Source organism: Amycolatopsis taiwanensis DSM 45107, assembly GCF_000519205.1.
Classification (GTDB): domain Bacteria; phylum Actinomycetota; class Actinomycetes; order Mycobacteriales; family Pseudonocardiaceae; genus Amycolatopsis_E; species Amycolatopsis_E taiwanensis.
Genome location: NZ_JAFB01000008.1, coordinates 65,484 through 90,323 on the forward strand (window position 1 = coordinate 65,484; position 24,840 = coordinate 90,323).

The window sequence follows — 24,840 nt, forward strand, 5'->3', positions numbered from 1 at the left end:
AGCGCCCGGATGACGGGTAGCGTCGGGGATACCGACGGAGGATCCTCGGCGCAATGCTGTGGCCCGCGCACAGGAGAGGGAGGCGAAGCCCGATGAGCGAGATGCGCGTCGTCGGCGTGCGGGTGGAACTGCCCGCGAATCAGCCGATCTTGTTGCTGCGGGAGACGAACGGCGAACGCTACCTCCCGATCTGGATCGGGTCGGTCGAGGCCACCGCGATCGCCCTGGAGCAGCAGGGGGTGCGCCCGGCGCGGCCGCTGACCCATGACCTTCTCAAGGAGGTCATCGGAGCGCTGGGCCGGGAACTGGAGCAGGTCGTGATCACCGACCTGCGTGAGGGCACGTTCTTCGCCGAGTTGGTGTTCGACGGGAATGTGCGGGTGTCCGCACGGCCGAGCGACTCGGTCGCGCTGGCGCTGCGAGTCGGGGTGCCGATCCACGCGGTGGACTCGGTGCTGGAGGAGGCCGGCCTGGTCATCCCCGACGAGCAGGAGGACGAGGTCGAGAAGTTCCGCGAGTTCCTCGACTCGGTCTCGCCGGAAGACTTCCGCGGCGCCGACACGTAGTCCGCCCGATTGGCCGGATTGTGCTCGTCGCTCCGCCGCCCGATTGGCTCGATCATGCTCGTCGCTCCGCGACTTCGCCGTGATCGGGCGATGATGATTTTGGGGGGCCGAGCCCCCCAAACCCCCCACGGTGCGAGCTCCTCCTGACCCAGCGCAGTCTCGTTTGTTCTTGACCAGCACCGGTTATGGTTCGTTCGTTCGTTCGTTTGTTACGGTGCGGTGGCTTTCTCGAAGAGGGCGGCGAGTTCTTGCCCGTAGGCGTCGAGATCGAGTTGCGGGTTGTCGGCCAGCGCGGCCGCTGCCCCGTCGACGGCTTGCGCGATGGTCCTCGCCATGATCCCCGCGTCGAACTCCCCGAACACTCCCTCACGTTGCCCCTGCCCGAGTTGCCGGGCCAGCCGGCCCATTCGCAGATCCGCCAGCAGCGCATCGGTCACCGGCTCTCCTGTGGCGTTCCGCGCGATCTCGGCGAGCGCCCGCACCGCACTGGGGTGAGCGCGCAGGAACGCCAGTTCCGACTCGATATGGGCACGTAGCGCCGCCACGCGATCCTCGCCCGAGCCCGCACGCTCGGTCAGGTACCGGTCCTTGACGTGGATGATGGTGCCGAGCAGCGCGGTCATCAGATTCTGCTTGGTGCCGAAGTGGTAGGTGATGATCCGGGTGCTGCTCAACCCGGCCCGTTCCCGGATGCGTTCGAAGGAGGTCCCGGCGTAGCCGTGTTCGGCGATGGTGCCGATGGTCGCGGTGAGGATCTGCGCGCGGCGGGCCGCTTCGGTCACACTGAGCCCGAGGTCCGGCTGCATGTCAGCTGTTATCTGCATGAGTAAAAATTAACATGAACGAGTAAGGATGCCTAGTGGGTGAAGTCTCACGATGGCCGTCTCGGTGTCCCGCGCGTCGCGTTGACCGCGGGACCTCGCACGCTTACCGTCGAAGTCGGCGAATTGCTCCGGTGTGATTCCGGCGACTTGGAAGCAACCTGAGCGCTCGTCGCAGCCAGGGATCCCGCTCCCGGGATTCGGGTGCTTGTTTCGACCGGCCGCCCGGCCGGGCGAGGGGAGGCATGCGTGGTCGACGAAAGGCCGGTCAAGGCGGTCGACGGGGAGCAGGGTGAGCTATTCCCGGACTCCTCCCTGCCCGACGAACTGGTCGGTTACCGGGGGCCCGCGGCGTGCCAGATCGCCGGCATCACCTACCGCCAGCTGGACTACTGGGCGCGCACCAAGCTCGTCGCCCCGAGCGTGCGGACGGCGCAGGGGTCGGGTTCGCAGCGGCTGTACTCGTTCACGGACATCCTCGCCCTCAAGATCGTGAAGCGGTTGCTCGACACCGGTGTATCGCTGCAGAACATCCGGGTCGCCGTCGAGCATCTCCGCAAACGCGGCGTGCGGGACCTGGCGAACGTCACGCTCGTCTCCGATGGCACCACCGTGTACGAGTGCACGTCGCCGGAGGAGATCGTCGATCTGCTGCAGGGTGGTCAGGGCGTGTTCGGCATCGCGGTGAAGGTGCACATGCAGGAGATCAGCGGCACCCTGCACGAGTTTCCCGCCGAGCGGGCCGACGGTGGCCACATCGAGCCGGAGGTTCCGGACGAGTTGAGCCAGCGCCGCAACGCCCGCCGAACCGGTTGAGGGACTCCGCCCAACCGGCGAGTAACCGGGCCCGATAGGGTGAAGGCGCAGTCGCCGAAGCCGCGCGGGAGAGTTCGAACCCTTACCTGGGTTCGGCGCCGAAGGAGCAAGTCCTCCCCGGAACCTCTCAGGCACCTGGACCGCGCGGACGAGACGCCTCTGGAAAGCGGGTCACCGGATCACCACCCGGGTGACCCCGCCGAAGGTGCAAGCCCGCCAAACACTGGGCGAACCTCTCAGGCGCCCAGGAGCGGGCACGGACAGAGTGGGGAGGACCCGGACGCGAGCGTCCGGGTCCCACGTTCGGATCAGCCCGGGAGCTTGTCGAGAAATCCCAGCACCCGGCTGATCCGGTCGCCGTCGATCGCGACCACATCGAACCCGATCGCGAGCGGCTCGTCGGCCCCGGCCGGGCCGAGATGCCAGCTGAAACGCGCGATGTCGTGGTGCCCGTCCACCTCGCCGGGCAGGCTGAAGATCAGGCCGGCGAACTGCCCCTGGGCGCCGGCGATGAATTGGTCTACACCATCCCAGCCGCGTACCGAGCCGAGCGGGTCGGTGTAGATCACGTCCTCGGTGAACAACTGCTCGATCACCTCGCGCCGCTTCACGGGATCGGTCTCGTTGAACGCGTCGATGTAGCGGTGCGCGAGAGCAGTGAAGTCCGTCACGGTGTTCTCCTTGCTGTGCAAGTGAATGTTGATGCCACAACGATGCTCGGTGAAGTGATGTGTGTCGATTACGCGCCAGGTAATGGACGACGCTTGTAGCGTCAAGGGGTGAAGACATTTCAGGGACCCCGCGCGGAGCTCACGACCCATGGCGCCGCGGTGGGAGATTTGCTTCGGCTGTGGCGAGAACGCCGCCGGATCAGCCAGCTCGATCTGGCGATCACCGCGGAGGTCTCCACCCGGCATCTCAGCTTCGTGGAGACGGGACGGGCCAAGCCCAGCCGCGAAATGGTGCTTCGTCTCGGGGAGCATCTCGACGTTCCGCTACGCGAGCGCAACCACTTGCTCCTCGCGGCCGGTTATGCCCCGGTGTACCGGGAAAGCGCGCTGGATGATCCGGAGTTGGGCACGGCCCGCGACGCGGTGCGGCAGGTGCTGGCCGGACACGAGCCATATCCCGCCGTCGTGGTCGACCGGTTGTGGAACCTCGTCGAGGCCAACTCCAGCGTGTCCTTGCTCACCGAGGGTTCGGCGCCCGAACTGCTGGCGCCGGTGCCCAACGTGCTCAAGATCGCACTGCACCCGCGGGGCATGGCGCCGCGCGTGATCAACCTCGGCGAGTTGCGCGCGGACCTGCTCGGCCGGCTGCGCCGCCAGGTGGAGGCAACCGCCGATCCGGAGCTTGTCGAACTGCTCGACGAGGTCCGCGGCTACCCGTGCGACCAACCGGTTCCCGAGGTCGAAATCCCTTCGCACGGCAACATCTTCGTGCCGTTGCGCCTGTGGCACGGTGAGCAGGAACTGTCGTTCTTCTCCACGATCGCGACCTTCGGCGCGCCCCTCGACGTGACGCTCGCCGAGCTGGCGATCGAATCGTTCTACCCGGCGGATGAGGCCACGGGGGATTACCTTCGGCGCATCAAGGAAAACGCGTGAGCCGCGCCCGCCCGTCTTCCACCACCGTCCTCATCGGAGGGTGGCCCGGATTCAGCCCGCGTCGGTGACGCCGGCCTGCTGTGCCGGGTCGAGCAGGAAGTCGCGGAACACCTGGGCCGCCCGGACCGCGACCTCGTCGAGGTCCGGGCCGCCGAGGCAGACGTAGGCGTAACCGGCGGTGAGGGGTTCGGCGGGGGTGGCGACGAGGTCGGGCCGGGCGGTGGCGAGCCGGCCGCCCCAGTCGTCGGCGGCTTCCGGGACCCACGCGGCCGGCAGGCCGCCGATGGTGTCCAGGCCGGTGCGCCCGGTCAACGCGTCGAAGGCACGGTCCGACGGGACGGTTTGCACGTCGATGCGTACGCAGTGGGAGTGCACGACCGTCCTGGCGTTGTTCCACTTGGCCGCCGCGGCCGACACCGACCGCGCGGCGCCCGGGGCCACCAGCACCCGCATCGTGGAGTCGCCTTCGGCGCAACTCTTGGCCTGTGCCTCGGCACGGTTGTCGACCACGTCGTTAGCCCAGTTCCAGGCGAACACCCCGACGGTGACGAGCACGATCATCGTCGCGGCCACAAGGGGCCACTTCGCGATCCGGCGCCGGGAGGCGGACTTGCCGACCGCCCGGTGATATCCGGTCGACTCGACCGCGCGCTGTCGGCCCGTTGACTCGATGGCACGCTGTCGTCCGGTGGACTCGATCGCGCGCTGTCGTCCGGTGGACTCGACCGCGCGCTGTCGGCCTGTTGACTCGATGGCGCGCTGTCGGTCCGTTGACTCGATGGCTCGCTGTCGTCCGGTGGACTCGATGGCGCGCTGTCGTCCGGTGGACTCGACCGTTTGGTGGTGTCCGGTGGAGGTCCGGCCGTCAGACGGTCGGGGAGCGGGTTCCTCGACCATGCTGTGACGACCCATTGGTTGTCCTTTCAACTCTCCGTGTTCGGAAGCTAAACGATGTCACCCTAACAGGGGTACTGCGTTAGAGAAATGTGATCGCCCAGCGCGTTCTCACTTTCGCAGGGTGAGCAAAAGCCTGCAGTGAGAAATTAGCCGAGCACGCAAAGGCGCCGCTCGGCGGGTGAACTCAGCCTGCGCCCGCGCGTACTCGGCCCGGCCGTGCGCGGTCTCGATCGCCACCGGCGGGTAGCCCAGCGCCGCCAGGTCATACGGGCTGGCCCGCATGTCCAGTTCGCGAATGTCGGCCGCGAGTTCGAAGCAGTCGCCGACCAGCTCCGCCGGCACGAACGGGTCGAGCTTGTAGGCCGCACGGTAGAGATCCATGTTGGCGTGGAGGCAGCCGGGCTGTTCGAGTTCGGGCTGGGTGGCCCGGGTGGGCTGGAGCCGGTTGCGGGGACGGGCGGCGTCGGTGAAGAACCGGAACGCGTCGTAGTGCCCGCAACGGATGTCGAGCGACTCGACCACCGCGTCGGTTCCGGTGGGACCGAGCCGCAGGGGAAGCTGGGCGTGCCGGATCGCCGCCACGGGCCGTCGGTAGACCATGGCCCACTCGTGCAGACCGAAACAGCTCAGCCGTGGCCGGCGCGACGCGGTGGCCTCCAGCAGCGACAGGATCGAGGAGACCGTGCGCGCCCGCTTGTCGGTGAAAGCGCTTTCATCAACCACGACCCCGCCATCGGCCTCGCGGTAGCCGGGACGGTCCAGGAACTTCCGGGCGCCGGGCCCGCCCAGTACAACCCCCGGCCCCGGGCCCCACCGTTGGAGGTGCGACGGCCGGAACGAGTAGTACTGGAAGAGAAAGTCGAGCACGGGATGCTTCTCGCCGCGCGAGCGCCGCTGCTGGTAGGGCAGGGTCCACCGGCGCATCCGCTCGGCATGCGCGCGCTCCCTCGCCCGCCAGGATTCCTCGTCCAGCATCGACTTCCAGTCTTGTTCGAAGCACGTGTCGGCGCAGCCAGGCCGTGGCGTCCTTCCATCATGCATACGCGTTCGCGGCCGGCTCCGCCGACATCATGCCGTGACGTGGGTGCCGTCGCGGACGGTGCCCACGTACTCCTCGACCAGGTCTTCCAGGGCCACCACGCCCACCGAGGTGCCGTCGGCGCTGAGGGCCTTGGCCAGGTGGGTGCCTTCGTTGCGCATGGCTGAGAGCGCTTCGTCGAGCCGCGCGGTCGCCGGCACCTCGGTGAGGGCACGGGTCTTGGCCGCCGGGACCGTGGTCGACTCGTCGTCGCCGATCTGGTCCAGCACGTCCTTCACGTGCAGGTAGCCGATCAGCTCCCCGGCATCGGAGCGAAGCGGGTAGCGCGAAAAACCCGTCATGGACACCGCGCGCTCGACCTCGCCCATGGTGGGCGTGGCGGGCAGCGTGATGAGGCGCTCCGTCGGCACCAGCACGTCGCCGACGGTCTTCCGCGCGGAGGACAGGGTCTGGCTCAGCCGCTCGTGCTCGGACTGCTCCAGCAGCCCCTCGCGCCGTGACTCGCTGAGCAGCTCGGCCAGCTCGGCGGAGGTGTAGGCGGTCTCCAGCTCGTCCTTGGGCTGCACCTTCACCAGCCGCAGCAAGGAGTTCGCGGCGAAGTTCAGCAGCCAGATGAACGGGTTGACCAGCTTCACCCAGGCCACGTGCACCGGCACCAGCCACAGCGCCAGTCGCTCCGGTTCGGCGATGGCGAGGTTCTTCGGCACCATCTCGCCCGCCAGCACGTGCAGGATCGTGATGACCGCCAGCGCGATCGCGAACGAGATCGGGTGCAGCAGCACCTCCGGGACGTGCAGCAGCGCGAACACCCCGCCGAGCAGGTGCGCGACCGCGGGCTCGCCGAGGCGGCCGAGCACCAGCGAGCAGATGGTGATGCCCAGCTGGGCGCCGGCCAGCATCAGCGACACCTGGCGGCTGGCATTGATCACGATCTTCGCGCGCGTCTTGCCCTGCTCGAGCAGGGCTTCCAGGCGGTCGCGGCGGGAGGAGATCAGCGTGAACTCCGCACCGACGAAGAATGCGTTGGCCAGCAGCAGGATCACGACGAGGAAGATGGCGAGCCAGTCGCTCATGGGTGCGGTTCCTCCAGCCGGTGCACGCTCAGCTCGGCGACGCGGTGGCGGTCCATGGTCATCACGGTGAGCCGCCAGCCGTCGACGTCCACCGAGTCGCCGGTGACCGGAATCCGCCCGAGTTGCTCCAGCACCAGGCCCGCGATGGTCTCGTAGTCGCCTTCGGGCATCCGGAACCCGGTCAGATCGGTGACCTCGTCGGCGCGTAGCTGTCCGGAAACCATCCACGTGTCGAGGTCTAGCTGCTGCGACGCGGGCGCTTCGCCTTCGTCGTGCTCGTCGCGGACGTCGCCGATGATCTCCTCGACCACATCTTCCAGGGTCACCAGCCCGGCCGTACCGCCGTACTCGTCGACGACCATGGCGAGCTGGAAGCGCGAGTCGCGCAGCCGGGCAAGCAGTGCGTCACCACTGAGGGACTCCGGAACGGTAGGCACCGGCCGCATGATCGAGCCGACCCGCACCTTGTCACGGTCCCGCGCGTCCACCGTGAACACCTGCTTGACGTGCACCGCACCCTCCACGTCGTCCAGGTCCTGGGTGTAGACCGGGAACCGGGAGAAACCGGTGCGGCGGGAGGTCTCGATCAGGTCGCTGATCGAGTCGGCCACGGTGAGCGACTCGATCTGCACGCGCGGGGTCATCAGCTCCTCCGCGGTGCGCCCGCCGAACCGCAGCGACTTGTCCAGCAGCTCGGCGGTGGAGGTGTCGAGCGTGCCGCTTTCGGCGCTGGTGCGCACGATGGAGCCGAGTTCCTGCGGTGAACGCGCCGACCGCAGCTCCTCCTGGGGCTCCACACCGAACTTGCGGACCACCCAGTTGGCGCTGTTGTTCAGCAGTGTGATCAACCAGCCGAACAGGGCGGAAAACCGGGAGTGGTAGCCGACCACGGCCCGAGCCGTCTGCAGCGGGCGCGCGACCGCGAGGTTCTTCGGCACCATTTCGCCGAGCACCATCGACAAGATCGTGGCCAGCAGCAGCGCGAGCACCACGGACGTGCTATCGGCCGCGCTGGCCGACAGGCCCAGCGCGGTCAGCGCCGGGCGCAGCAGGTTGCCGATCAACGGTCCGGCCACGTAACCGGTGACCAGGGTGGTCAGCGTGATCGCGACCTGCGCGCCGGAGAGCTGGAAGGACAGCGAGCCGTGCGCCTTGCGGAGAATGCGGGAGCGCCGGTCGCCGACCTGCCGGACGTTCGCGTCGACCGTGCTGCGTTCCAGCGTGGTCAACGAGAACTCCGCGGCGACGGCCAAGCCCGTCGCGACGGTCAGCAGCAGGAAGAACAGGACCCCGAGTACGGACAGCAGCACGCTCATCGGCTGCCACCCGGCGTGTTCGGCGGATCGGCGAACGGTCGCACACTATTACCGGCGGCGGGGATGCCTGCCGCCGGTAATTCGGTGAATCCCGTGGTCAGGGGCGCGCTGGGGTCAGGATGGTGATCGGGTAAGCCGGGTTCGTCACCCGGCTTAGTACTGTCGCCAGGCGACTGCGCATCGCGCACGGAAAAGTCTCACTCCTTGCGAGAAGACGGTTGGGATGGCTTTGATGATACCGGTTGAACGGGCCGGAAGTGGGCGTAGTTCCGCCCACGCCCGGCGTGACGAGCGAGGCTGATGCTTACGCCCCCTGCGCGGCACGGACGCGGTGACGGCGCACGCTCTCCTCGACGAGGTCGAGCACCGGACCGAGGTCGTCGGCGGGCAGCCCCATGGCCAGGTGGGACACCAGCCCTTCCAAGACGAGTTCCAAATACGACGTGAGCACGTCGACATCGACGTCATCCCGGAGATTGCCCGCGTCTCGCTGGCGCAGCAGACGTTGCCGGGTGGCGACGGTGAGCTGCTCGGAGCGTTCCGCCCAGCGGGCGCGGAACTCGGGGTCGGTGCGCAGCCGCCGGGACACCTCGAGCCGGGTGCCCAGCCAGTCCGCGGGGTGCTCGTTGGCCCCCGCGAGCAGGTCCCGCATCACCTGGACCAAGCCCTGCGCGGCGACCACATCGGCCATCCGGGCCGCGTCCTCCTCGGCCAGCGCGAGGAACAGGGACTCCTTGTCACGGAAATGGTGGAAGATCGCGCCGCGGGACAGCCCGGTCGCTTCCTCGAGTCGCCGGACTGTGGCACCCTCATAGCCGTAGCGCGCGAAGCAAACGCGTGAGCCGTCGAGGATCTGGCGTCTTCTCGCTTCGAGGTGATCCTGGCTGACTCGCGGCATTCTGTGATCCTGTCACCTCGGCGAGTTCTTACGCAATCCGTACGTCCGTCCTTTATGGTGGCTCGGTGCCCTGAAATTGTCGTGGTCCGCGTGTAGCGTCCGAAGTCGAGTGCTCTTCAGCTCGATTGGATGGGTACGAAATGACAGCGGTTCGCTCTCCGGGCGGCAGCGAAGCGGCCGCGTTGTCGGCGAAAGTGATCTCCGACCGCGCGGCCGGCGAAGCCTATGTCGCCTCGGTTTGTTTCAAGCACGGTCCACCGCGGCTGCTCGGTGTGGAGCTGGAGTACACCGTGCACTACGCCGACGACCCCCGAAGACCCCTCGACCCCGTAGACCTCGTCGAAGCCCTGGGCCCGCACACTCCGCGGACCCTCCTTCCGGAAAGTCCCGCGCAGCCGTTGCCGGGCGGCTCGCCGCTCACCTTCGAACCCGGCTGTCAGGTGGAGATCTCGGCGTTGCCACAGGCGTCACTGCGGCAACTGGACGAGATCGTCTCCGCCGATCTGAACTACTTGACCGATCTTCTCGCCCGTGCCGGGTTCACCCTGGGCGAAACCGGAATCGACCGGTTCCGCCGGCCGGGGCGGCTGCTCGAAACCGAACGTTACGCCAGCATGGAGCGCCGCTTCGCGCCGTTCGGCAGCGGGGGCATCACGATGATGTGCAGCACCGCGGGGCTGCAGATCTGCGTGGACAGCGGCGAGCGTGACGAACTGGCGGCGCGCTGGGCGGCCGTGCACGCGCTCGGCCCGCCGCTGATCGCCACGTTCGCCAACTCACGGCACCACGCCGGGCAGGACACCGGATTCGCGTCCGCCCGCTGGCTCGCGGTGCTGGACACCGAGCCCAGCCGCACGTTCGCCACCCCGCCGTCGATGGATCCGCCGGTGTCGTGGGCGAGCCGCGTGCTCGACACACCGCTGATGGTGGTGCGGCGGCGGGGCGCGCCGTGGGACGCGCCGGACGGGCTGACCTTCGCCGACTGGGTGGCCGGGCGGGGCGTGGCGGGCCGGCTCGGCCCGCCGACCTTCGCCGATCTCGACTACCACCTCACCACGATGTTCCCGGCCGTGCGGCCGCGTGGCTATCTGGAGGTGCGGTACCTGGACGCGCAACCCGGTCGTCGCTGGCTCCATCCGGCCGCGCTGCTCACCGCGCTGCTCGCCCGTCCGTCCACCGTGGACAAGGTGCGGGAGTTGTGCGAACCGGTCGCCGGCCGGTGGGAGCGCGCGGCCGTGGCCGGGCTGGCGGACCCGGAGCTGGCCGCGGTCGCGGCGAAGGTCGTCGACCTCGGCTGCGCCGAGCTGACCCGCTCCGGGCTACCCGGAAAGACGGTCGACGAGATCACCGAGGGCGTGCAGGCCCTGGTGCGAGGGCGCCCGCCGCGGGCCGCCAAGGCATTCGAGGCGACCAGGAGCGTGATCCCGCTCCAGGAGGGGAGCAAAGGATGACCGGACTCACCGAAGCCGCCGACCCCTTGCACAGGTTGAGCCAGGACGCGGTTCGCGACCACGCCGCGCAGGCGCTGACCAGGGCGCGGTCGCGCAGCACAACGCTCACCGACGTGGTGGACGACGACGATCTCGTCCGTCAGCACTCGAAGCTGATGTCGCCGCTGGTCTGGGACCTGGCGCACATCGGCAGCCAGGAGGAGCTTTGGCTGGTCCGTGACGTCGGCGGGCTCGAACCGATGCGGCCGGAGCTCGACGACCTCTACGACGCGTTCCAGCACAAGCGCGCCGACCGGCCGTCGCTGCCGCTGCTCGGCCCGGCCGAGGCACGCGCCTACGTCGGCCAGGTCCGTGCGAAGGCGTTCGACGTGCTGGAACGCGTTCCGCTGGAAGGACGCCGGCTCACCGAGACGGCCTTCGCCTTCGGCATGATCACCCAGCACGAGCAGCAACACGACGAGACGATGCTGGCCACCCACCAGCTCCGCAGGGGCGAACCGGTGCTGCACGCGCCGGCCGCGCCGGGCCGCCGCACCGGGAAGCTGCCGGCCGAGGTGCTGGTGCCGGCCGGGCCGTTCGTGATGGGCACGAGCGTCGAGCCGTGGGCGCTCGACAACGAGCGGCCGGCCCACGAGGTGCACGTCGCCGCCTTCCACATCGACACCACGCCGGTGACCAACGGCGCCTACCTGGAGTTCCTGGAATCCGGCGGTTACGAGCAGCGCCGCTGGTGGAGCGACGCGGGTTGGACCTACCGCACGGCTCACCAGATCACCGCGCCCCGGTTCTGGCGGCGCGAGCCCGGCGGCTGGTGGCGCACGCGGTTCGGCGTCGACGAGCCGGTCCCGGCCGACCAGCCGGTCGTGCACGTCTCCTTCTACGAGGCCGAGGCGTACGCGGCGTGGGCCGGAAAGCGGCTGCCCACCGAGGCCGAGTGGGAGAAGGCGGCCCGGTTCGATCCCGCCGGCGGGCAGTCCCGCCGGTACCCGTGGGGAAACGAGGACCCGACGCCCGAGCACGCCAATCTCGGGCAGCGGCACCTCAGCCCGGCGGCGGCCGGCGCCTACCCGGCGGGCGCGTCCCCACTGGGGGTGCACCAGCTGATCGGCGACGTGTGGGAGTGGACGAGTAGCGACTTCGGCGGGTACCCGGGATTCGTCGCGTTCCCATACCGCGAGTACTCCGAGGTGTTCTTCGGCCCGGAGTACAAGGTGCTTCGCGGTGGCTCGTTCGGCACGGACGCGGCGGCGATCCGGGGCACCTTCCGGAACTGGGACTACCCGATCCGGCGCCAGATCTTCGCCGGGTTCCGCTGCGCCCGCGACGGTGCCCCCGACGCCGCCGAAACACGATGAAGACGAGGCGGACGGCAGGCCGCGATGTGTAGGCACCTTGCCTATCTCGGGCCCCCACGCTCGCCCGCGGACGTGCTGTTCGACGCGCCGCATTCGCTGTTGCGCCAGTCCTACGCCCCGCGTGACATGCGCGGCGGAGGCACGGTGAACGCGGACGGGTTCGGCCTGGCCTGGTACCCCGGGGACCGCCCGCCGGTGCGATACCGGCGACAGTGTCCGTTGTGGACGGACCAGGACCTGCCGGAGCTGGCGAGGTCCGTGCGGGCGGAGGCGTTCCTGGCCGCGGTACGTAACGGCACTACCGGCATGCCGGTCACCGAGGCGGCCTGTGCCCCGTTCGTCGAGGGGCGTTGGTCGTTCAGCCACAACGGGCTCGTCCGGGGTTGGCCGGACTCGCTGGCCGCGCTTGCCGGGAAGCTGCCGGTCACCGACCTGCTGACGCTCCCGGTACCGACGGACTCGGCCGTGCTGTGGGCGCTGCTCGCCGAACGCCTGCGGGCCGGTGAGGACCCGGTGCGGGCGGTCGTGGAGCTGGTCGTCGCGGTGGCCCGGGCCGCCCCGGACTCGCGGCTCAACCTGCTCCTCACCGACGGCACGGTCCTGATCGCCACGGCCTGGACACATTCGCTGTCGGTGTTGCGCGGCGATGACGCCGTGCTGGTCGCCTCGGAACCCACGGACAGCGAGCCGGCCTGGCAGCCGGTCCCCGACCGGCACGCCGTCATCGCGCGGCGCGGGTCGGTGAAGCTCATACCTATCGACGCGGAGCCATGACGGTCGTTGTGCCAAGTCGCGGCAACCAAGGTGACCGCCACGCGCGCCCCGAACAAACTCGCGAAGGGAAACACCATGACGGGACTGGACGTGCATCAGGGGTCCGACGACCTCACCGAAGCGTTGAAGGTGGACGTGCGCTCGGGGCTGTCGGCCGCGCAGAAATGGCTGCCCCCGAAGTGGTTCTACGATGCGCGCGGAAGCCGTTTGTTCGAGGACATCACCGCCCTGCCCGAGTACTACCCGACCCGGGCCGAGCGGGAGGTGCTCGCCCGGGAAGCGGGGGAGATCGCCCGCGTCACCGGTGCGAGCACGCTGGTGGAGCTGGGTTCGGGGTCGAGTGAGAAGACCCGCCTGCTGCTCGACGGCCTGCGCGCGGCCGGGACGCTGCGCGCGTTCGTGCCGCTGGATGTGTCCGAATCGGCGCTGTCGGCGGCGGTGACGGCGATCCGCGCCGACTACCCGGGCCTGGACGTGCACGGCGTGGTCGGCGACTTCACGGAGCATCTGGGCCTGTTGCCCGGGCAGCCGCCGCGGCTGGTCGCGTTCCTGGGCGGCACGATCGGCAACCTCCTGCCCGTGGAGCGGCTCAAGTTCCTGCGTTCGGTGCGGCACGTGCTCGCCGAGGGGGAGTGGCTGCTGCTCGGCACGGATCTGGTCAAGGATGTGGCCACCCTGGTCGCCGCCTACGACGACGCGGCCGGCGTGACCGCGGAGTTCAACCGCAACGTGCTCGTGGTGATCAACGAGCGGCTCGGCGCGGACTTCGACCCGGCCCGGTTCGGCCACGAGGCGTACTGGGACGCCGAGCACGAGTGGATCGAGATGCGGCTGCGGGCCCGCGAGGCCATGACCGTCCGGATTCCCGGTGCGGGGCTGGCCGTGTCGTTCGCCGAAGGGGAGCACATCCGCACGGAGATCTCCGCGAAGTTCCGGCAGGAGGGGGTGGCCGCGGAACTCGCCGAGTGCGGGTTCGCCGTCGAACACTGGTGGACCGACGCCCGGCAGCGGTTCGGCGTCAGCCTGGCCCGTACCCGGTAGCCGATGATCCATTCCGCGGCCCATGGTCGAAAATAGGGCGGTGAATCCGCTTCCGGCACTGGCCCGCGCGCTCGGCACACAACCGTGGGTGATGAAACTGGCGAAGGTCGTCGTCTGGGTGGACCACCGGCTGCACCGGGTCTTCCGCGGGCGGGTGAGTCTGGTCGGGATCGCGGGGTTGCCGTCGTTGCGGCTGACCGCGACCGGTCGCAAGAGCGGGCTGCCACGCAGCCACAACCTGCTCTACTTCCCGTACCGGGACGGCTTCGTGCTGGTGGGGTCGAACTGGGGACGGCCACAGAACCCGGCATGGACGATCAACCTCCGCGCCAACCCGGAGGCGACGATCGAGGTGCGGGGCAAGGAGATCCCGGTGCGGGCCACTCTCGTCGAGGGCGAGGGCTACGACGAGCTGTGGCGGCGGGTGGTGAAGTTCTGGCCCGGCTACGAGATGGAACGGGTGGCCGCCGGGCGAGAGCTGCCGATCTTCCTCCTCACCCCCGAAACTGCAACACGTAACGTCGATGAGTGACCCGTTACTGTCGAAATTCGGTAGAGCCACTCATGCACCGTAGACAGCGGCGCCGCGGGTTCCCTTCCGGAGAACTCGCGGCGCCGCTGGGTGTTCGACTCGTGGGTCAGGAGCGGGTCATCTTGCGCAGGACGTACTGCAGGATGCCGCCGTTGCGGTAGTAGTCCGCCTCACCCGGGGTGTCGATCCGGACGACCGCGTCGAAGGTGACCCTGGAAGACACAGTGCCGTCATCCGCTGTCTTCGTCGCCCTCACCGCGACCGTGCGCGGGGTTTCGCCGTTGTTCAGGGCGGTGATGCCGGTGATGTCGAACGTCTCGGTGCCGTCGAGGCCGAGCGACGAGGCCGACTCGCCCGCCGGGAACTGCAGCGGGATCACGCCCATGCCGATCAGGTTCGACCGGTGGATGCGCTCGAACGACTCGGCGATCACCGCGCGCACGCCGAGCAGCCGGGTGCCCTTGGCCGCCCAGTCACGCGACGAACCCGACCCGTATTCCTTGCCACCGAGCACGATCAGCGGGGTCCCGGCCGCCGCGTAGTTCTGCGCCGCGTCGTAGATGAACGCCTGCGGCCCGCCCTCTTGCGTGAAGTCGCGGGTGTAGCCGCCTTGGACATCATCGAGCAGCTGGTTGCGCAGCCGGATGTTGGCGAAGGTGCCGCGGATCATCACCTCGTGGTTCCCGCGCCGGGAACCGTAGGAGTTGAAGTCCTTGCGCTCGACCCCGTGCTCGGTCAGGTACCGGCCGGCCGGCGAGTCGGCCTTGATCGCGCCGGCCGGGGAGATGTGGTCGGTGGTGACCGAGTCGCCCAGCTTGGCCAGCACGCGTGCGTCGACGATGTCCTCCACGGTCGACGGCTCGGCCTGCATGCCCTCGAAGTACGGGGGCTTGCGCACGTAGGTGGACTCCGGGTCCCACACGAAGGTCTTGCCCTCCGGGGTGGGCAGCGACTTCCACCGCTCGCCACCGTCGAAGACGTCGGCGTAGTCCTTGCTGAACATCTCCTGGGTGATCGCGGAGTCGATGGTGTCCTGGATCTCCCGCGCGGAGGGCCAGATGTCGCGCAGGAACACGTCGTTGCCGGCGGGGTCCTGGCCGAGCGGCTGGGCCTCGAAGTCGAAGTCCATGGTGCCGGCGAGCGCGTAGGCGATCACCAGCGGCGGCGAGGCGAGGTAGTTCATCTTGACGTCCGGGTTGATCCGGCCCTCGAAGTTCCGGTTGCCGGACAGCACCGACACCACGCTCAGGTCGTTCTCCTGCACCGCGGCCGAGATCTCCTCGGGCAGCGGCCCGGAGTTGCCGATGCAGGTGGTGCAGCCGTAGCCGACCAGGTGGTAGCCGAGCTTCTCCAGGTACGGCCACAGGCCGGCCTTGTCGTAGTAGTTGGTGACCACCTGGGAGCCGGGCGCCATCGAGGTCTTCACCCACGGCTTGACCGTGAGGCCCTTTTCCACCGCGTTGCGCGCGAGCAGCGCCGCGCCGAGCATCACCGACGGGTTCGAGGTGTTCGTGCAGGAGGTGATGGACGCGATCACCACGGCGCCGTGGTCGAGCACGAACTCGCCGCGGTCCGCCGAGCGCACCGGCACCGGCTTCGACGGGCGGCCCGAGGCGCCGTTCGCCGCCGAGCTCACCTCGACCGCGTCCTCCTCGGCGAAGGACAGCGCCGGCGAGTCGCTGGCGGGGAAGGTCTCCTCGACCTTCTCGTCCACCTTGGTGTGCGGGGTCGGGAACTGCTCCTCGACGTAGTCGTGGATGGACTTGCGGAACGAGTTCTTCGCGTCGCTCAGCTCGATCCGGTCCTGCGGGCGCTTCGGCCCGGCGATCGAGGGGACCACAGTGGACAGATCCAGCTCGAGGTACTCGGAGTAGACCGGCTCGCGTGCCGGGTCGTGCCAGAGGCCCTGCTCCTTGGCATAGTTCTCGACCAGCGCGAGCTGTTCGGCGGAGCGGCCGGTGAGCTTGAGGTAGCGCAGGGTTTCCTCGTCGATCGGGAAGATCGCCGCGGTGGAGCCGAACTCCGGGCTCATGTTGCCGATGGTCGCGCGGTTGGCAAGCGGCACCGCGGCCACGCTTTCCCCGTAGAACTCGACGAACTTGCCGACCACGCCGTGCTTCCGCAGCATCTCGGTGATGGTGAGGACGACGTCGGTGGCGGTCACCCCGGCCGGGATCTCACCGGTGAGCTTGAAGCCGACGACGCGCGGGATGAGCATCGACACGGGCTGACCGAGCATGGCGGCCTCGGCCTCGATGCCGCCGACGCCCCAGCCGAGCACGCCGAGCCCGTTGACCATGGTGGTGTGCGAGTCGGTGCCGACCACCGTGTCCGGGTAGGCCTGCCCACCGCGGGCCATGATGGTGCGGGCCAGGTACTCGATGTTGACCTGGTGCACGATGCCGGTGCCCGGCGGCACCACCTTGAACTCCTCGAACGCGTTCTGGCCCCAGCGCAGGAACTGGTAGCGCTCGCGGTTGCGCTCGTACTCGATCTCGACGTTGCGCTCGAAGGCGTCGGCCCGCCCGAACACGTCGATGATCACCGAGTGGTCGATCACCAGCTCCGCCGGGGCGAGCGGGTTCACCTTGTCCGGGTCGCCGCCGAGCTCGGCGACCGCCTCGCGCATGGTGGCCAGGTCGACCACGCAGGGCACGCCGGTGAAGTCCTGCATCACGACCCGGGCGGGGGTGAACTGGATCTCGATCGACGGGTCGGCCGAGGGGTCCCAGCCCGCCAGCGCGCGGATGTGGTCGGCGGTGATGTTCGCGCCGTCCTCCGTGCGCAACAGGTTCTCCAGGAGGATCTTCAGGCTGTAGGGCAGGCGCTGGGCGCCGTCGACGGCGTTGAGGCGGAACACCTCGTAGGAGGCGTCGCCCACCTTGAGAGTGTCTCGGGCGCCGAAGCTGTCCTTGCTGGCTGGTGCGGTCACGTCTAACTCCAGGTCCCCGGTCAGTTCGGATGTTCGGGTATAGGAGCGAGTCTGGCGCACGCTCACGGCGTCCGCGGACGCGGGGGACGGCGCAGGCTCCCTTCTCATCAAACAGTACGCTTGTCCTTTTTTGCCTTCAACTGCATCCGGGTGTGATGTTGCTCGAACCGCGCCCTTGGTCCGGACGAGTGACGCCTGATGCGGCGAATATCCCGTTTGGGCGACCGGTTACTCGCGGGCTGTCTGCTAGATGTGTGACAGAAGTGAACCTTGCGCTGGAGGGGAAGACACGGAGCAGGAGGGGTAGTCACGGTGCGTCAAGGCGCTGCTGTCCGGGGGTTGATCGCGGGGGGACTGTCCGCGGTGATGATGGTCGGAACCTGTGGGACGAGCGCGGCGGTGCCGCCCCCGCCATCCAATCCCAGCGACGCCCAGCTCAACGCCGGCCGGGCAGCGGCCGACACGAAGGCCGGCGAGGTCGGCCGGCTGGCCAATCGGCTCGCCGAGGCCGAGGCCCGGCTGTCGGATCTGGACAGCGAGGTCGAGCTGAAGCAGGAGCAGGCCAACAAGGCGATGGTCGATCTCCAGGCCGCGCAGGACGCCGCCGCGCAAGCCGAAGACGCCGCCGCGGCGGCGAGACGGGAGGCCGACGCGGCCACCGGCCGGGTGGAGCTGGCACGGCACGACCTCGACCGGTTCATCGCCGCCAGCTACCAGCAGGGCAGCCAGGTCGGCTCGGTCTCGGCCTACCTCGGCTCGCCGAGCCCGCGGGACCTGCTGGCCCGCCAGCAGTTGCTGACCTCGATCACTTCGGGCCAGCTCACTGCGCTGCACCGAATGCAACAAGCACAGGTGGACAAGGCGAACGCCGATGCCGCGGCCAGGGCGGCGCTGCAGACGGCGCAGCAGAAACGGAGCGCGGCCGCGCGGGCCCAGCGTGACGCCGACGCCGCGCGCGCCGCGGCCGAACAGGCGCGAACGGACCAGGCGGCGCGGACCGCGGTGCTGACCGCGGACAAGGACCGGGCCGAGCAGCAGCTGTTCACGGCCCAGCAACAGGTCGCCGGGCTGAGCGGCCAGCGTCAACGCTACGAGGACTGGCTGGCGCAGAAACAGCTCGAGGACGACACGGCCGCCGATCACGTCGCGCTCACCTCGGGCGGCAGCCGGCCGGCGTCCTCGGCGATCGAGCGGGTCATCGCACGGGCGATGTCACAGGTCGGCGTGCCCTACGCGTGGGGCGGGGGAAACGCCGGCGGGCCGACGCTCGGCATTCGCGACGGGGGAGTCGCCGACACCTTCGGCGACTACCGCAAGGTCGGCTTCGACTGTTCTGGCCTGATGATGTACGCGTTCGCCGGTGTGGCATCCCTGCCCCACTACAGCGGTTACCAGTACACGGCCGGACGGCATGTGCCGCTGGCGCAGATGAGCCGCGGGGACATGCTGTTCTGGGGGCAGCAGGGCGACATCTACCACGTCGCGCTCTACCTGGGCGACGGGATGATGGTCGAGGCGCCCGAATCCGGCCTGTCCGTGCGCGTGACACGCGTGCGCTACGGCGACATCATGCCCAACGCCACCCGCCTGCTCGGCTGAGCGCCGACGTTCTACCGGGCACACGGTCCCTGTGCTGCTCGGCCTCGAAATGAGGCGCACCGGAGCATCTAGGGTCTGCGCTTGTGCGTTATTCGACCTTCGGTAGCAGTGGTTTGCGGGTGTCCGAGTTCGCTCTTGGCACCATGCGGATGCCCCGCGACGAGACCGGGCCAACCTCCGAGAGCCGGGCGATCTTCGAGGCGTTCGCCGAAGCGGGCGGCAACTTCATCGACACCGCGGATGCGTATGGCGAGGCCGAGGTGCTGACGCGTGAGCTGGTGGGTGCCGATCGGGAGCGATTCGTCATCGGCACGAAGTACACGCTGCAGCGACGTGCCGACGATGTGAACTCCGCCGGTAGTCACCGCAAGAACCTCGTCGGTGCTCTGGAGTCGTCCCTGCGACGCCTCGGTACCGACTACGTCGACATCTACTGGGTACACGCCCGCGACGTGCTCACACCGGTCGAGGAGACCATGCGGGCCTTGGACGACCAGGTTCGGGCCGGGAAGGTCTTGTATCTCGGCGTCTCCGACTGGCATGCCTGGGAGATCGCTCAGGCCAACACCGTGGCCACGCTTCGCGGGTGGACCGCCTTCGCCGGCATCCAGGTGCCGTACTCGCTGGCCGAGCGGACCGTGGAGCGGGAACTGGTCCCGATGGCGGCGCGGTTCGGCCTGGCGATAACGGCATGGTCCCCGCTGGGCGGCGGCCGGCTTGCCCGTGGCGACGATCCCATCGCCAGCGCTGTCGGCACCATTGCCGGCGAGATCGGGGCTACGTCGAGCCAGGTCGCACTCGCTTGGTTGCGGTCGCGGCCCGGTGCGGTGATCCCGATCGTCGGTGCCAGCAGAGGGCAGCAGATGCGGGAGAACCTCGGCGCTCTCGACCTGGAGCTGTCGGCAGGCCAACTCCGGACGCTGGATCAGGTGAGCGCCGTCGATCTCGGCTTTCCCGGCGCCTTCCTGGCGGACGAGCACGTGCAAGACGCGGTCTACGGTAACCGCCGGGCCCGGCTGGGGCGGAAGCCATGACCACCACGCCCCGGAGCCGGTTCCAGCGCGACGTCCTGATCTCCTCCCGGCGGCGTGCGAGACTCGGGACGTGCGCAACCAGATGGCGGGAATCGTGCTCGCGGGTGGAGCGGCGCGGCGGATGTCCGGGGTGGACAAGCCGATGCTGGAGGTCGGCGGCATGCCGTTGCTGCGCCGGGCGATCAGCGCGCTCCGCGGCGTCTCACCGGTGATCGTGGTCGGCCCGCGGCGGGCCGGGCTGCCCCCGGTGACCTGGACGCGGGAGGAGCCGCCGGGTGGCGGGCCGGTGGCCGGGCTCGCCGCGGGACTCGCACTGGTGCCGCCGGGCAAGGACCTGGTCGTGGTGCTGGCGGCCGACCTGCCCGGGCTGCGCCCGTCCACTGTGGACAAGCTGGTGGCCGCGCTCGGTGCCGCGGACGGCGCGGTACTCGTGGATGCGGACGGAAAACGACAGTGGCTCATCGGGGCCTGGCGCACCGCACGCCTGCGCGCGGCCCTGCCGTCCTCACCTGGCGGCGTGTCGATGCGGAAACTACTGGGCGGGCTGTCGACCGTCACGGTCGGCGAGGCACCCGGCGAGAGCGCTGATGTGGACACACCCGCGGACCTCGAGCGTCACGCTGGACGGCTGTAGGTGCCGGCGGTGGGTGTGCTGTCGCTTATCGGCGCCGCACTGGCGACGTGGCCGTAGCCGGGGCCGAAAAACGAATGTCGCGGGCGTGGCGCAGGTCGGCATCGGACATGTCGTCGCCGGCCGGTGGGGTCGAGGGATGGCTGAACAGCATCGGAGAGACCGGTGCCGGGGTGTTGCGGGAAGGTGTATCCGTGCGGAACAGAGGAACTCCTCGGTGATCGACCAGCGGAACAACCGCCGCCGGCGGAGAAACATGCGGGGGGCCGACCGGCAGCGCCCAGCGTATCGGCTCGCTGCTTCGGTCCCAGGCTTGATCGCAGGACGGACAGCGTCGTCAAGGCTCCTTGTGGCCCGTGGTCGGAAGCGCGGCGCGAACCTGCTCGTCTGGACGCTACACGTTCCGGCGGTTGACCACTAGCGCGGGAGACAGGCCGGACCTTCGTTCGACGGCTTGAAGGAGATTACCTCCGGCGGTTTCGACTCTGAATCCGCGCCCGGCTGTGCGGCGAACGTGCCGATGTGGACAGACCGCGTCCGGGCGCGAACGCAGCTCACAGCCCTCACACCGGCCGGACGGTTGACTATCGGTACGGTCGCAGGAGGCAGTCGCACAGGCATGGCGAGTGAGGGAGGAACCGTGACCGAGTCGGGCTACCCCGACGGCCCCAATGGCCAGCAGGCCGCTACCCCGGCACGGGACGCGCAGGTGCTGGAGCGGACCGTGCTCGAGGTCAAGCGCGTCATCGTCGGCCAGGACCGCTTGGTCGAGCGATTGCTGGTCGGGTTGCTGGCCAGAGGGCACCTGTTGCTGGAGGGCGTGCCCGGTGTGGCTAAGACGCTGGCCGTGGAGACCTTCGCGCGCGTGGTCGGCGGGTCGTTCTCCCGCGTGCAGTTCACCCCCGACCTGGTGCCCGCCGACATCCTCGGCACCCGCATCTACCGGCAGGGCAGCGAGCGGTTCGACGTCGAGCTCGGGCCGGTGGTGGCGAACTTCGTGCTGGCCGACGAGATCAACCGCGCTCCGGCCAAGGTGCAGTCGGCGATGCTCGAGGTGATGGCCGAGCGGCACGTGTCGATCGGCGGCAAGACCTACCCGATGCCCGACCCGTTCCTGGTGCTGGCCACCCAGAACCCGATCGAGAACGAGGGCGTCTACCCGTTGCCGGAGGCGCAGCGCGACCGGTTCCTGTTCAAGATCATCGTCGACTACCCGAGCGCCGAGGAAGAGCGCGAGATCATCTACCGGATGGGGGTCACCCCGCCCGAGCCGCACGAGGTGCTCAGCCCGGCCGAACTCGTCCGGCTGCAAGGGGTCGCGTCGAAGGTGTTCGTGCACCACGCGCTCGTCGACTACGTGGTGCGGCTGGTGCTGACGACCCGCACCCCGGCCGAGCACGGGCTGGCCGACGTGGCGAACTGGGTCTCCTACGGCGCGTCGCCCCGGGCGAGCCTCGGCATCATCGCCGCCGCCCGGGCCCTGGCTCTGGTACGTGGCCGTGACTACGTGCTGCCGCAAGATGTCGTGGATGTGGTGCCGGACGTGCTGCGTCACCGGCTCGTGCTCTCCTACGACGCGTTGGCCGACGCCGTGCCGCTGGACCACATCGTCAACCGGGTCCTGCAGACCGTGCCGCTGCCGCAGGTTTCCGCCCGGCCCCAGGGCGGCGCCGGCCAGCCGGTGCCGATCCGGGCGTCGGGCAGGTGAGCGAGCGACCGGTGGTGGACCAATGGCAGTGACAGGCAGCGAAGAACGACCGCCGTGGGCGCCGCCGGTGTTGCGTGGGGAACGGCTCGAAGCCGGGCTGCGCACGCTGGAGCTCCAGGTGCGCCGCCGGCTGGACGGGCTGCTGCAGGGCAATCATCTCGGGCTGGTGCCCGGCCCTGGCTCGGAACCCGGCGAGGCTCGGCCGTACCAGCCGGGCGACGACGTCCGGCGGATGGACTGGGCGGTCACGGCACGCACGACGGTCGCGCACATCCGGGAAACCGTGGCCGACCGCGAACTCGAGACCTGGTTGGCCGTGGACCTGTCGGCGAGCCTGGACTTCGGCACCGCGCTGTGCGAGAAGCGCGATCTGGTGGTGAGCGCGGTCGCGGCGATCGCCTACCTCACCAGAGGCGGCGGCAACCGGCTGGGTGCGGTGGTGTCCAACGGTGCCGAAACCCTGCGCATTCCGGCGCGGGGCGGCCAGGCACACGCGCGGAGCCTGCTGCGCAAGATCGCCGAGCTGCCCAGGGCGGGCGAGGGCACCCGGGGTGATCTCGGCGCGGTGATCGAGCAGTTGCGCCGGCCGCCGCGGCGCCGTGGCCTGGTGGTCGTGGTGTCGGACTTCCTCGGCGCGACGGACTGGGAGCGGTCGCTGCGCGCGCTGTCGGCCCGGCACGAGCTGATCGGCGTCGAGGTGCTCGATCCGCGGGACGTCGACCTGCCGGAGGTGGGCACCATCGTGCTGGCCGATCCGGAAAGCGGCAAGCAGCGCGAGGTGCGCACCTCCGCGCTGCTGCGGCGGGAGTTCGCGGCGGCGGCGCGGGCACACCGCGACGAGGTGGCCCGGGCACTGCGGTCGTCGGGCGCCGCGCATTTGACGCTGCGCACGGACTCGGACTGGATCGCCGACACCGTGCGGTTCGTGGTGGCCCGCAAGCGACGCTGGTCCGGGGGTGCCGCATGACCGCCCGGCGAACCCCATGGACCCCGCCGCGGCGCGATCGCGGTTGCGAGCGAACTCGCGGGAGATCCGGCATGAGTAGCGCTCTGTTGAGCCGCGGCGATCACCGTCACCACAACGCATTACCTGCGGGGGAAACAACATGAGCCTAAGCGGGTTCACCGCGCCCCTGTGGTTCCTGCTGTTGCTAGTGGTCGCCGCGGTGGTGGCGGGCTACGTGCTGGCTCAGCGGGCGCGGCGCCGGCGCACCCTGCGGTTCACCAATCTCGAACTGCTGGACCGGATCGCGCCGCGGTCACAGGGCTGGCCGCGGCACGTGCCGGCGGCGTTGATCATCGTCGCGCTGTTGCTGCTGACCGTCGGCCTCGCCGGGCCGACAGCCGAGGCGAAGGTGCCGCGCAATCGGGCGACCGTGATGCTGGTGATCGACGTGTCGCTGTCCATGGAGGCCACCGACGTGCAGCCGAGCCGCATCAAGGCGGCCCAGGACGCGGCGACGGCCTTCGCCAAGGGCCTCACCCCGGGCATCAACCTCGGCCTGGTGTCCTTCGCCGGCACCGCCACCGTGATGCAACAGCCGACCACCGAGCGGCAGCCCGTGATCAACGCGATCGGAAACCTCAAGCTCGCCCAGTCCACCGCGACCGGCGAGGGGATCTTCGCCGCGCTGAACGCGGTCCAGGGGTTCTCGGCGGTGGTCGGGGGAGTGGAAGGGCCGCCGCCGGCCCGGATCGTGCTGATGAGCGACGGGAAGCAGACCGTCCCGGACGACCTGTACGCCTCGCGAGGCGCGTTCACCGCAGCCCAGGAGGCCAAGAAGGAGAGCGTGCCGATCTCCACGATCTCCTTCGGCACCGACCACGGAACCGTCATCATCGACGGCAGGCAGGTTCCGGTGGACGTGGACGACGGATCGCTGCAGGAGGTCGCCCGGCTCTCCGGCGGAGAGTTCTACCGGGCGGGCACGGCCGAGCAGCTCAAGCAGGTCTACGCCGATCTCGGCGAGCAGATCGGCTACGAGACGAAGCAGTCCGACGCCAGCCGGCCGTGGGTGATGCTGGGCACGCTGTCGCTCATCGCGGCGGCCGGCACCTCCCTCTTCCTGGGCCAGCGCCTGCCGTAATTTCCTTTGTGGTGGTTTGCGTGGCGGTGCGGGCGGCGGTGCGAGTTGCCAGCCCACAGCAAGCGGCTTCGCCGCTTTCAAACGCAACCTGTGGTTTCAGTGGGTATCGGGAGGCGCGGAGAAGCCGTGCTGGCGCCACGCCTCGTAGACCGCGATGGCGGCGGTGTTGGCCAGGTTGATGGACCGGGAGCCGGGCATCATCGGCACCCGCAGGCGGTCGGTCACCTGGGGCAGCAACTGGATCTCGGGCGGCAGCCCGACCGACTCCGGCCCGAAGAAGAGCACGTCGCCGGGCTGGTAGGCCACGTCCGTGTAGCAGCGGGTGGCGCTTGCGCTGAACGCGTAGACGTTCGCCGGCAGCAGGGACTTCCAGGCCGCGTCGAGATCGGGGTGCACCCGGACGTAGGCCAGGTCGTGGTAGTCGAGGCCGGCACGGCGCAGGTGCTTGTCCTCGAAGGCGAACCCGAGCGGCTCGACCAGATGCAGTTGCGAGCCGGTGTTGGCGGCCAGCCGGATCGCGTTTCCCGTGTTCGGCGGAATTTCCGGCTGGTAGAACAGAATGCGGAACATCGGGTCCACTCCAGTCGTGTTTCCTAAGCGGCGTCAGCCGCTTGCCCTGCGCCGCCAGCCGGCTCCGCTACCCGCACCGCCACGCAAGCCACT

At 69.4% G+C, this 24,840-nt stretch carries 23 protein-coding genes and 1 riboswitch; of the genes, 14 read left to right on the top strand and 9 right to left on the bottom strand.

Annotated elements, in window-relative coordinates; all coding sequences use genetic code 11:
- Positions 1-92 precede the first annotated feature (92 nt).
- Entirely contained in the window at positions 93-566 is a 474-nt protein-coding gene (locus A3CU_RS0107190; protein ID WP_027941717.1) for a bifunctional nuclease family protein, read from the top strand.
- Between the two features lie 209 nt (positions 567-775).
- Here the strand turns inward: A3CU_RS0107190 and A3CU_RS0107195 are convergent, their stop codons facing one another.
- Positions 776-1,390, bottom strand: coding sequence for a TetR/AcrR family transcriptional regulator (locus tag A3CU_RS0107195; RefSeq protein WP_027941718.1), 615 nt, complete (start codon positions 1,388-1,390; stop codon positions 776-778).
- A 246-nt stretch (positions 1,391-1,636) separates the two neighbouring features.
- On the opposite strand from A3CU_RS0107195, the gene A3CU_RS0107200 reads away from it, so the two are divergent.
- The gene (locus A3CU_RS0107200; protein ID WP_027941719.1) at positions 1,637-2,203 is read left to right on the top strand and encodes a MerR family transcriptional regulator; all 567 of its coding nucleotides are present in this window, start codon (positions 1,637-1,639) and stop codon (positions 2,201-2,203) included.
- Between the two features lie 55 nt (positions 2,204-2,258).
- Positions 2,259-2,356, top strand: a riboswitch (glycine riboswitch).
- A gap of 155 nt (positions 2,357-2,511) precedes the next feature.
- On the opposite strand, the gene A3CU_RS0107205 is transcribed toward A3CU_RS0107200, so the two are convergent.
- On the bottom strand, positions 2,512-2,874 hold the full coding sequence (locus A3CU_RS0107205) for a nuclear transport factor 2 family protein (protein WP_027941720.1): 363 nt from the start codon (positions 2,872-2,874) through the stop codon (positions 2,512-2,514).
- A gap of 108 nt (positions 2,875-2,982) precedes the next feature.
- On the opposite strand from A3CU_RS0107205, the gene A3CU_RS0107210 reads away from it, so the two are divergent.
- Positions 2,983-3,810 (top strand): MmyB family transcriptional regulator, encoded by an 828-nt coding sequence (locus A3CU_RS0107210; RefSeq protein ID WP_245616914.1) that lies wholly within the window; start codon positions 2,983-2,985, stop codon positions 3,808-3,810.
- Positions 3,811-3,861: 51 nt separating this feature from the next.
- On the opposite strand, the gene A3CU_RS0107215 is transcribed toward A3CU_RS0107210, so the two are convergent.
- From A3CU_RS0107215 to A3CU_RS0107235, 5 genes are all read right to left on the bottom strand, one after another.
- On the bottom strand, positions 3,862-4,722 hold the full coding sequence (locus tag A3CU_RS0107215; protein ID WP_245616915.1) for a hypothetical protein: 861 nt from the start codon (positions 4,720-4,722) through the stop codon (positions 3,862-3,864).
- A 93-nt stretch (positions 4,723-4,815) separates the two neighbouring features.
- Complete coding sequence (locus A3CU_RS0107220) at positions 4,816-5,682, bottom strand: hypothetical protein (RefSeq protein WP_027941723.1); 867 nt, start codon at positions 5,680-5,682, stop codon at positions 4,816-4,818.
- Between the two features lie 93 nt (positions 5,683-5,775).
- On the bottom strand, positions 5,776-6,819 hold the full coding sequence (locus A3CU_RS0107225) for a hemolysin family protein (protein ID WP_027941724.1): 1,044 nt from the start codon (positions 6,817-6,819) through the stop codon (positions 5,776-5,778).
- Positions 6,816-8,135: a hemolysin family protein gene (locus tag A3CU_RS0107230; RefSeq protein WP_027941725.1), complete on the bottom strand. Its 1,320-nt coding sequence runs from the start codon at positions 8,133-8,135 to the stop codon at positions 6,816-6,818. Before A3CU_RS0107230 ends, A3CU_RS0107225 begins: the two co-directional genes overlap by 4 nt.
- 304 nt (positions 8,136-8,439) lie before the next feature.
- Positions 8,440-9,033 carry a TetR/AcrR family transcriptional regulator gene (locus A3CU_RS0107235; protein WP_027941726.1) on the bottom strand — a complete coding sequence of 198 codons (594 nt, stop codon included), beginning with the start codon at positions 9,031-9,033 and terminating at the stop codon, positions 8,440-8,442.
- Between the two features lie 140 nt (positions 9,034-9,173).
- On the opposite strand from A3CU_RS0107235, the gene A3CU_RS43755 reads away from it, so the two are divergent.
- The 5 genes from A3CU_RS43755 (at position 9,174) to A3CU_RS0107260 (ending at position 14,186) form a co-directional block, all read left to right on the top strand.
- A complete protein-coding gene (locus A3CU_RS43755; protein WP_052371520.1) occupies positions 9,174-10,484 on the top strand; it encodes a glutamate-cysteine ligase family protein in 1,311 nt (436 codons plus the stop codon).
- The gene (gene egtB, locus A3CU_RS0107245) at positions 10,481-11,839 is read left to right on the top strand and encodes an ergothioneine biosynthesis protein EgtB (protein ID WP_027941727.1); all 1,359 of its coding nucleotides are present in this window, start codon (positions 10,481-10,483) and stop codon (positions 11,837-11,839) included. The genes A3CU_RS43755 and egtB overlap by 4 nt, the downstream gene beginning before the upstream one ends.
- Before the next feature lie 24 nt (positions 11,840-11,863).
- Positions 11,864-12,613, top strand: a complete 750-nt coding sequence (egtC, locus tag A3CU_RS0107250; RefSeq protein WP_027941728.1) for an ergothioneine biosynthesis protein EgtC — start codon at positions 11,864-11,866, stop codon at positions 12,611-12,613.
- Positions 12,614-12,688: 75 nt separating this feature from the next.
- Entirely contained in the window at positions 12,689-13,654 is a 966-nt protein-coding gene (gene egtD, locus A3CU_RS0107255; RefSeq protein WP_027941729.1) for an L-histidine N(alpha)-methyltransferase, read from the top strand.
- A gap of 91 nt (positions 13,655-13,745) precedes the next feature.
- Positions 13,746-14,186: a nitroreductase family deazaflavin-dependent oxidoreductase gene (locus tag A3CU_RS0107260; protein WP_043840768.1), complete on the top strand. Its 441-nt coding sequence runs from the start codon at positions 13,746-13,748 to the stop codon at positions 14,184-14,186.
- A gap of 106 nt (positions 14,187-14,292) precedes the next feature.
- Here the strand turns inward: A3CU_RS0107260 and acnA are convergent, their stop codons facing one another.
- A complete protein-coding gene (gene acnA, locus A3CU_RS0107265) occupies positions 14,293-17,118 on the bottom strand; it encodes an aconitate hydratase AcnA (protein ID WP_027941731.1) in 2,826 nt (941 codons plus the stop codon).
- Positions 17,119-17,484: 366 nt separating this feature from the next.
- Between acnA and A3CU_RS0107270 the strand changes: the two genes are divergently transcribed.
- From A3CU_RS0107270 to A3CU_RS0107295, 6 genes are all read left to right on the top strand, one after another.
- The gene (locus A3CU_RS0107270) at positions 17,485-18,717 is read left to right on the top strand and encodes an NlpC/P60 family protein (protein WP_084143146.1); all 1,233 of its coding nucleotides are present in this window, start codon (positions 17,485-17,487) and stop codon (positions 18,715-18,717) included.
- Between the two features lie 119 nt (positions 18,718-18,836).
- Complete coding sequence (locus tag A3CU_RS0107275; protein WP_245616916.1) at positions 18,837-19,751, top strand: aldo/keto reductase; 915 nt, start codon at positions 18,837-18,839, stop codon at positions 19,749-19,751.
- 82 nt (positions 19,752-19,833) lie between these two features.
- Positions 19,834-20,385, top strand: coding sequence for a molybdenum cofactor guanylyltransferase (gene mobA / locus A3CU_RS0107280; protein WP_043840740.1), 552 nt, complete (start codon positions 19,834-19,836; stop codon positions 20,383-20,385).
- Between the two features lie 637 nt (positions 20,386-21,022).
- The gene (locus A3CU_RS0107285) at positions 21,023-22,090 is read left to right on the top strand and encodes an AAA family ATPase (protein WP_027941735.1); all 1,068 of its coding nucleotides are present in this window, start codon (positions 21,023-21,025) and stop codon (positions 22,088-22,090) included.
- Between the two features lie 22 nt (positions 22,091-22,112).
- Positions 22,113-23,057: a DUF58 domain-containing protein gene (locus A3CU_RS0107290; protein ID WP_027941736.1), complete on the top strand. Its 945-nt coding sequence runs from the start codon at positions 22,113-22,115 to the stop codon at positions 23,055-23,057.
- A gap of 139 nt (positions 23,058-23,196) precedes the next feature.
- Positions 23,197-24,177: a VWA domain-containing protein gene (locus A3CU_RS0107295; protein ID WP_027941737.1), complete on the top strand. Its 981-nt coding sequence runs from the start codon at positions 23,197-23,199 to the stop codon at positions 24,175-24,177.
- Positions 24,178-24,273: 96 nt separating this feature from the next.
- Here A3CU_RS0107295 and A3CU_RS0107300 read toward each other — a convergent pair whose 3' ends face one another.
- On the bottom strand, positions 24,274-24,747 hold the full coding sequence (locus tag A3CU_RS0107300; RefSeq protein ID WP_027941738.1) for a tRNA (cytidine(34)-2'-O)-methyltransferase: 474 nt from the start codon (positions 24,745-24,747) through the stop codon (positions 24,274-24,276).
- Between the last annotated feature and the right edge of the window lie 93 nt (positions 24,748-24,840).

What these genes read in the sequence shown, in the direction of transcription:
- A3CU_RS0107190 (WP_027941717.1), top strand. Translation starts at nt 93, where the DNA reads ATGAGCGAGATGCGCGTCGTCGGCGTGCGGGTGGAACTGCCCGCGAAT.
- A3CU_RS0107195 (WP_027941718.1), bottom strand. Translation starts at nt 1,390, where the DNA reads ATGCAGATAACAGCTGACATGCAGCCGGACCTCGGGCTCAGTGTGACC.
- A3CU_RS0107215 (WP_245616915.1), bottom strand. Translation starts at nt 4,722, where the DNA reads ATGGGTCGTCACAGCATGGTCGAGGAACCCGCTCCCCGACCGTCTGAC.
- A3CU_RS0107220 (WP_027941723.1), bottom strand. Translation starts at nt 5,682, where the DNA reads ATGCTGGACGAGGAATCCTGGCGGGCGAGGGAGCGCGCGCATGCCGAG.
- A3CU_RS0107225 (WP_027941724.1), bottom strand. Translation starts at nt 6,819, where the DNA reads ATGAGCGACTGGCTCGCCATCTTCCTCGTCGTGATCCTGCTGCTGGCC.
- A3CU_RS0107230 (WP_027941725.1), bottom strand. Translation starts at nt 8,135, where the DNA reads ATGAGCGTGCTGCTGTCCGTACTCGGGGTCCTGTTCTTCCTGCTGCTG.
- A3CU_RS0107235 (WP_027941726.1), bottom strand. Translation starts at nt 9,033, where the DNA reads ATGCCGCGAGTCAGCCAGGATCACCTCGAAGCGAGAAGACGCCAGATC.
- A3CU_RS43755 (WP_052371520.1), top strand. Translation starts at nt 9,174, where the DNA reads ATGACAGCGGTTCGCTCTCCGGGCGGCAGCGAAGCGGCCGCGTTGTCG.
- egtB (WP_027941727.1), top strand. Translation starts at nt 10,481, where the DNA reads ATGACCGGACTCACCGAAGCCGCCGACCCCTTGCACAGGTTGAGCCAG.
- egtC (WP_027941728.1), top strand. Translation starts at nt 11,864, where the DNA reads ATGTGTAGGCACCTTGCCTATCTCGGGCCCCCACGCTCGCCCGCGGAC.
- egtD (WP_027941729.1), top strand. Translation starts at nt 12,689, where the DNA reads ATGACGGGACTGGACGTGCATCAGGGGTCCGACGACCTCACCGAAGCG.
- A3CU_RS0107260 (WP_043840768.1), top strand. Translation starts at nt 13,746, where the DNA reads ATGAAACTGGCGAAGGTCGTCGTCTGGGTGGACCACCGGCTGCACCGG.
- A3CU_RS0107270 (WP_084143146.1), top strand. Translation starts at nt 17,485, where the DNA reads ATGATGGTCGGAACCTGTGGGACGAGCGCGGCGGTGCCGCCCCCGCCA.
- mobA (WP_043840740.1), top strand. Translation starts at nt 19,834, where the DNA reads ATGGCGGGAATCGTGCTCGCGGGTGGAGCGGCGCGGCGGATGTCCGGG.
- A3CU_RS0107290 (WP_027941736.1), top strand. Translation starts at nt 22,113, where the DNA reads ATGGCAGTGACAGGCAGCGAAGAACGACCGCCGTGGGCGCCGCCGGTG.
- A3CU_RS0107295 (WP_027941737.1), top strand. Translation starts at nt 23,197, where the DNA reads ATGAGCCTAAGCGGGTTCACCGCGCCCCTGTGGTTCCTGCTGTTGCTA.
- A3CU_RS0107300 (WP_027941738.1), bottom strand. Translation starts at nt 24,747, where the DNA reads ATGTTCCGCATTCTGTTCTACCAGCCGGAAATTCCGCCGAACACGGGA.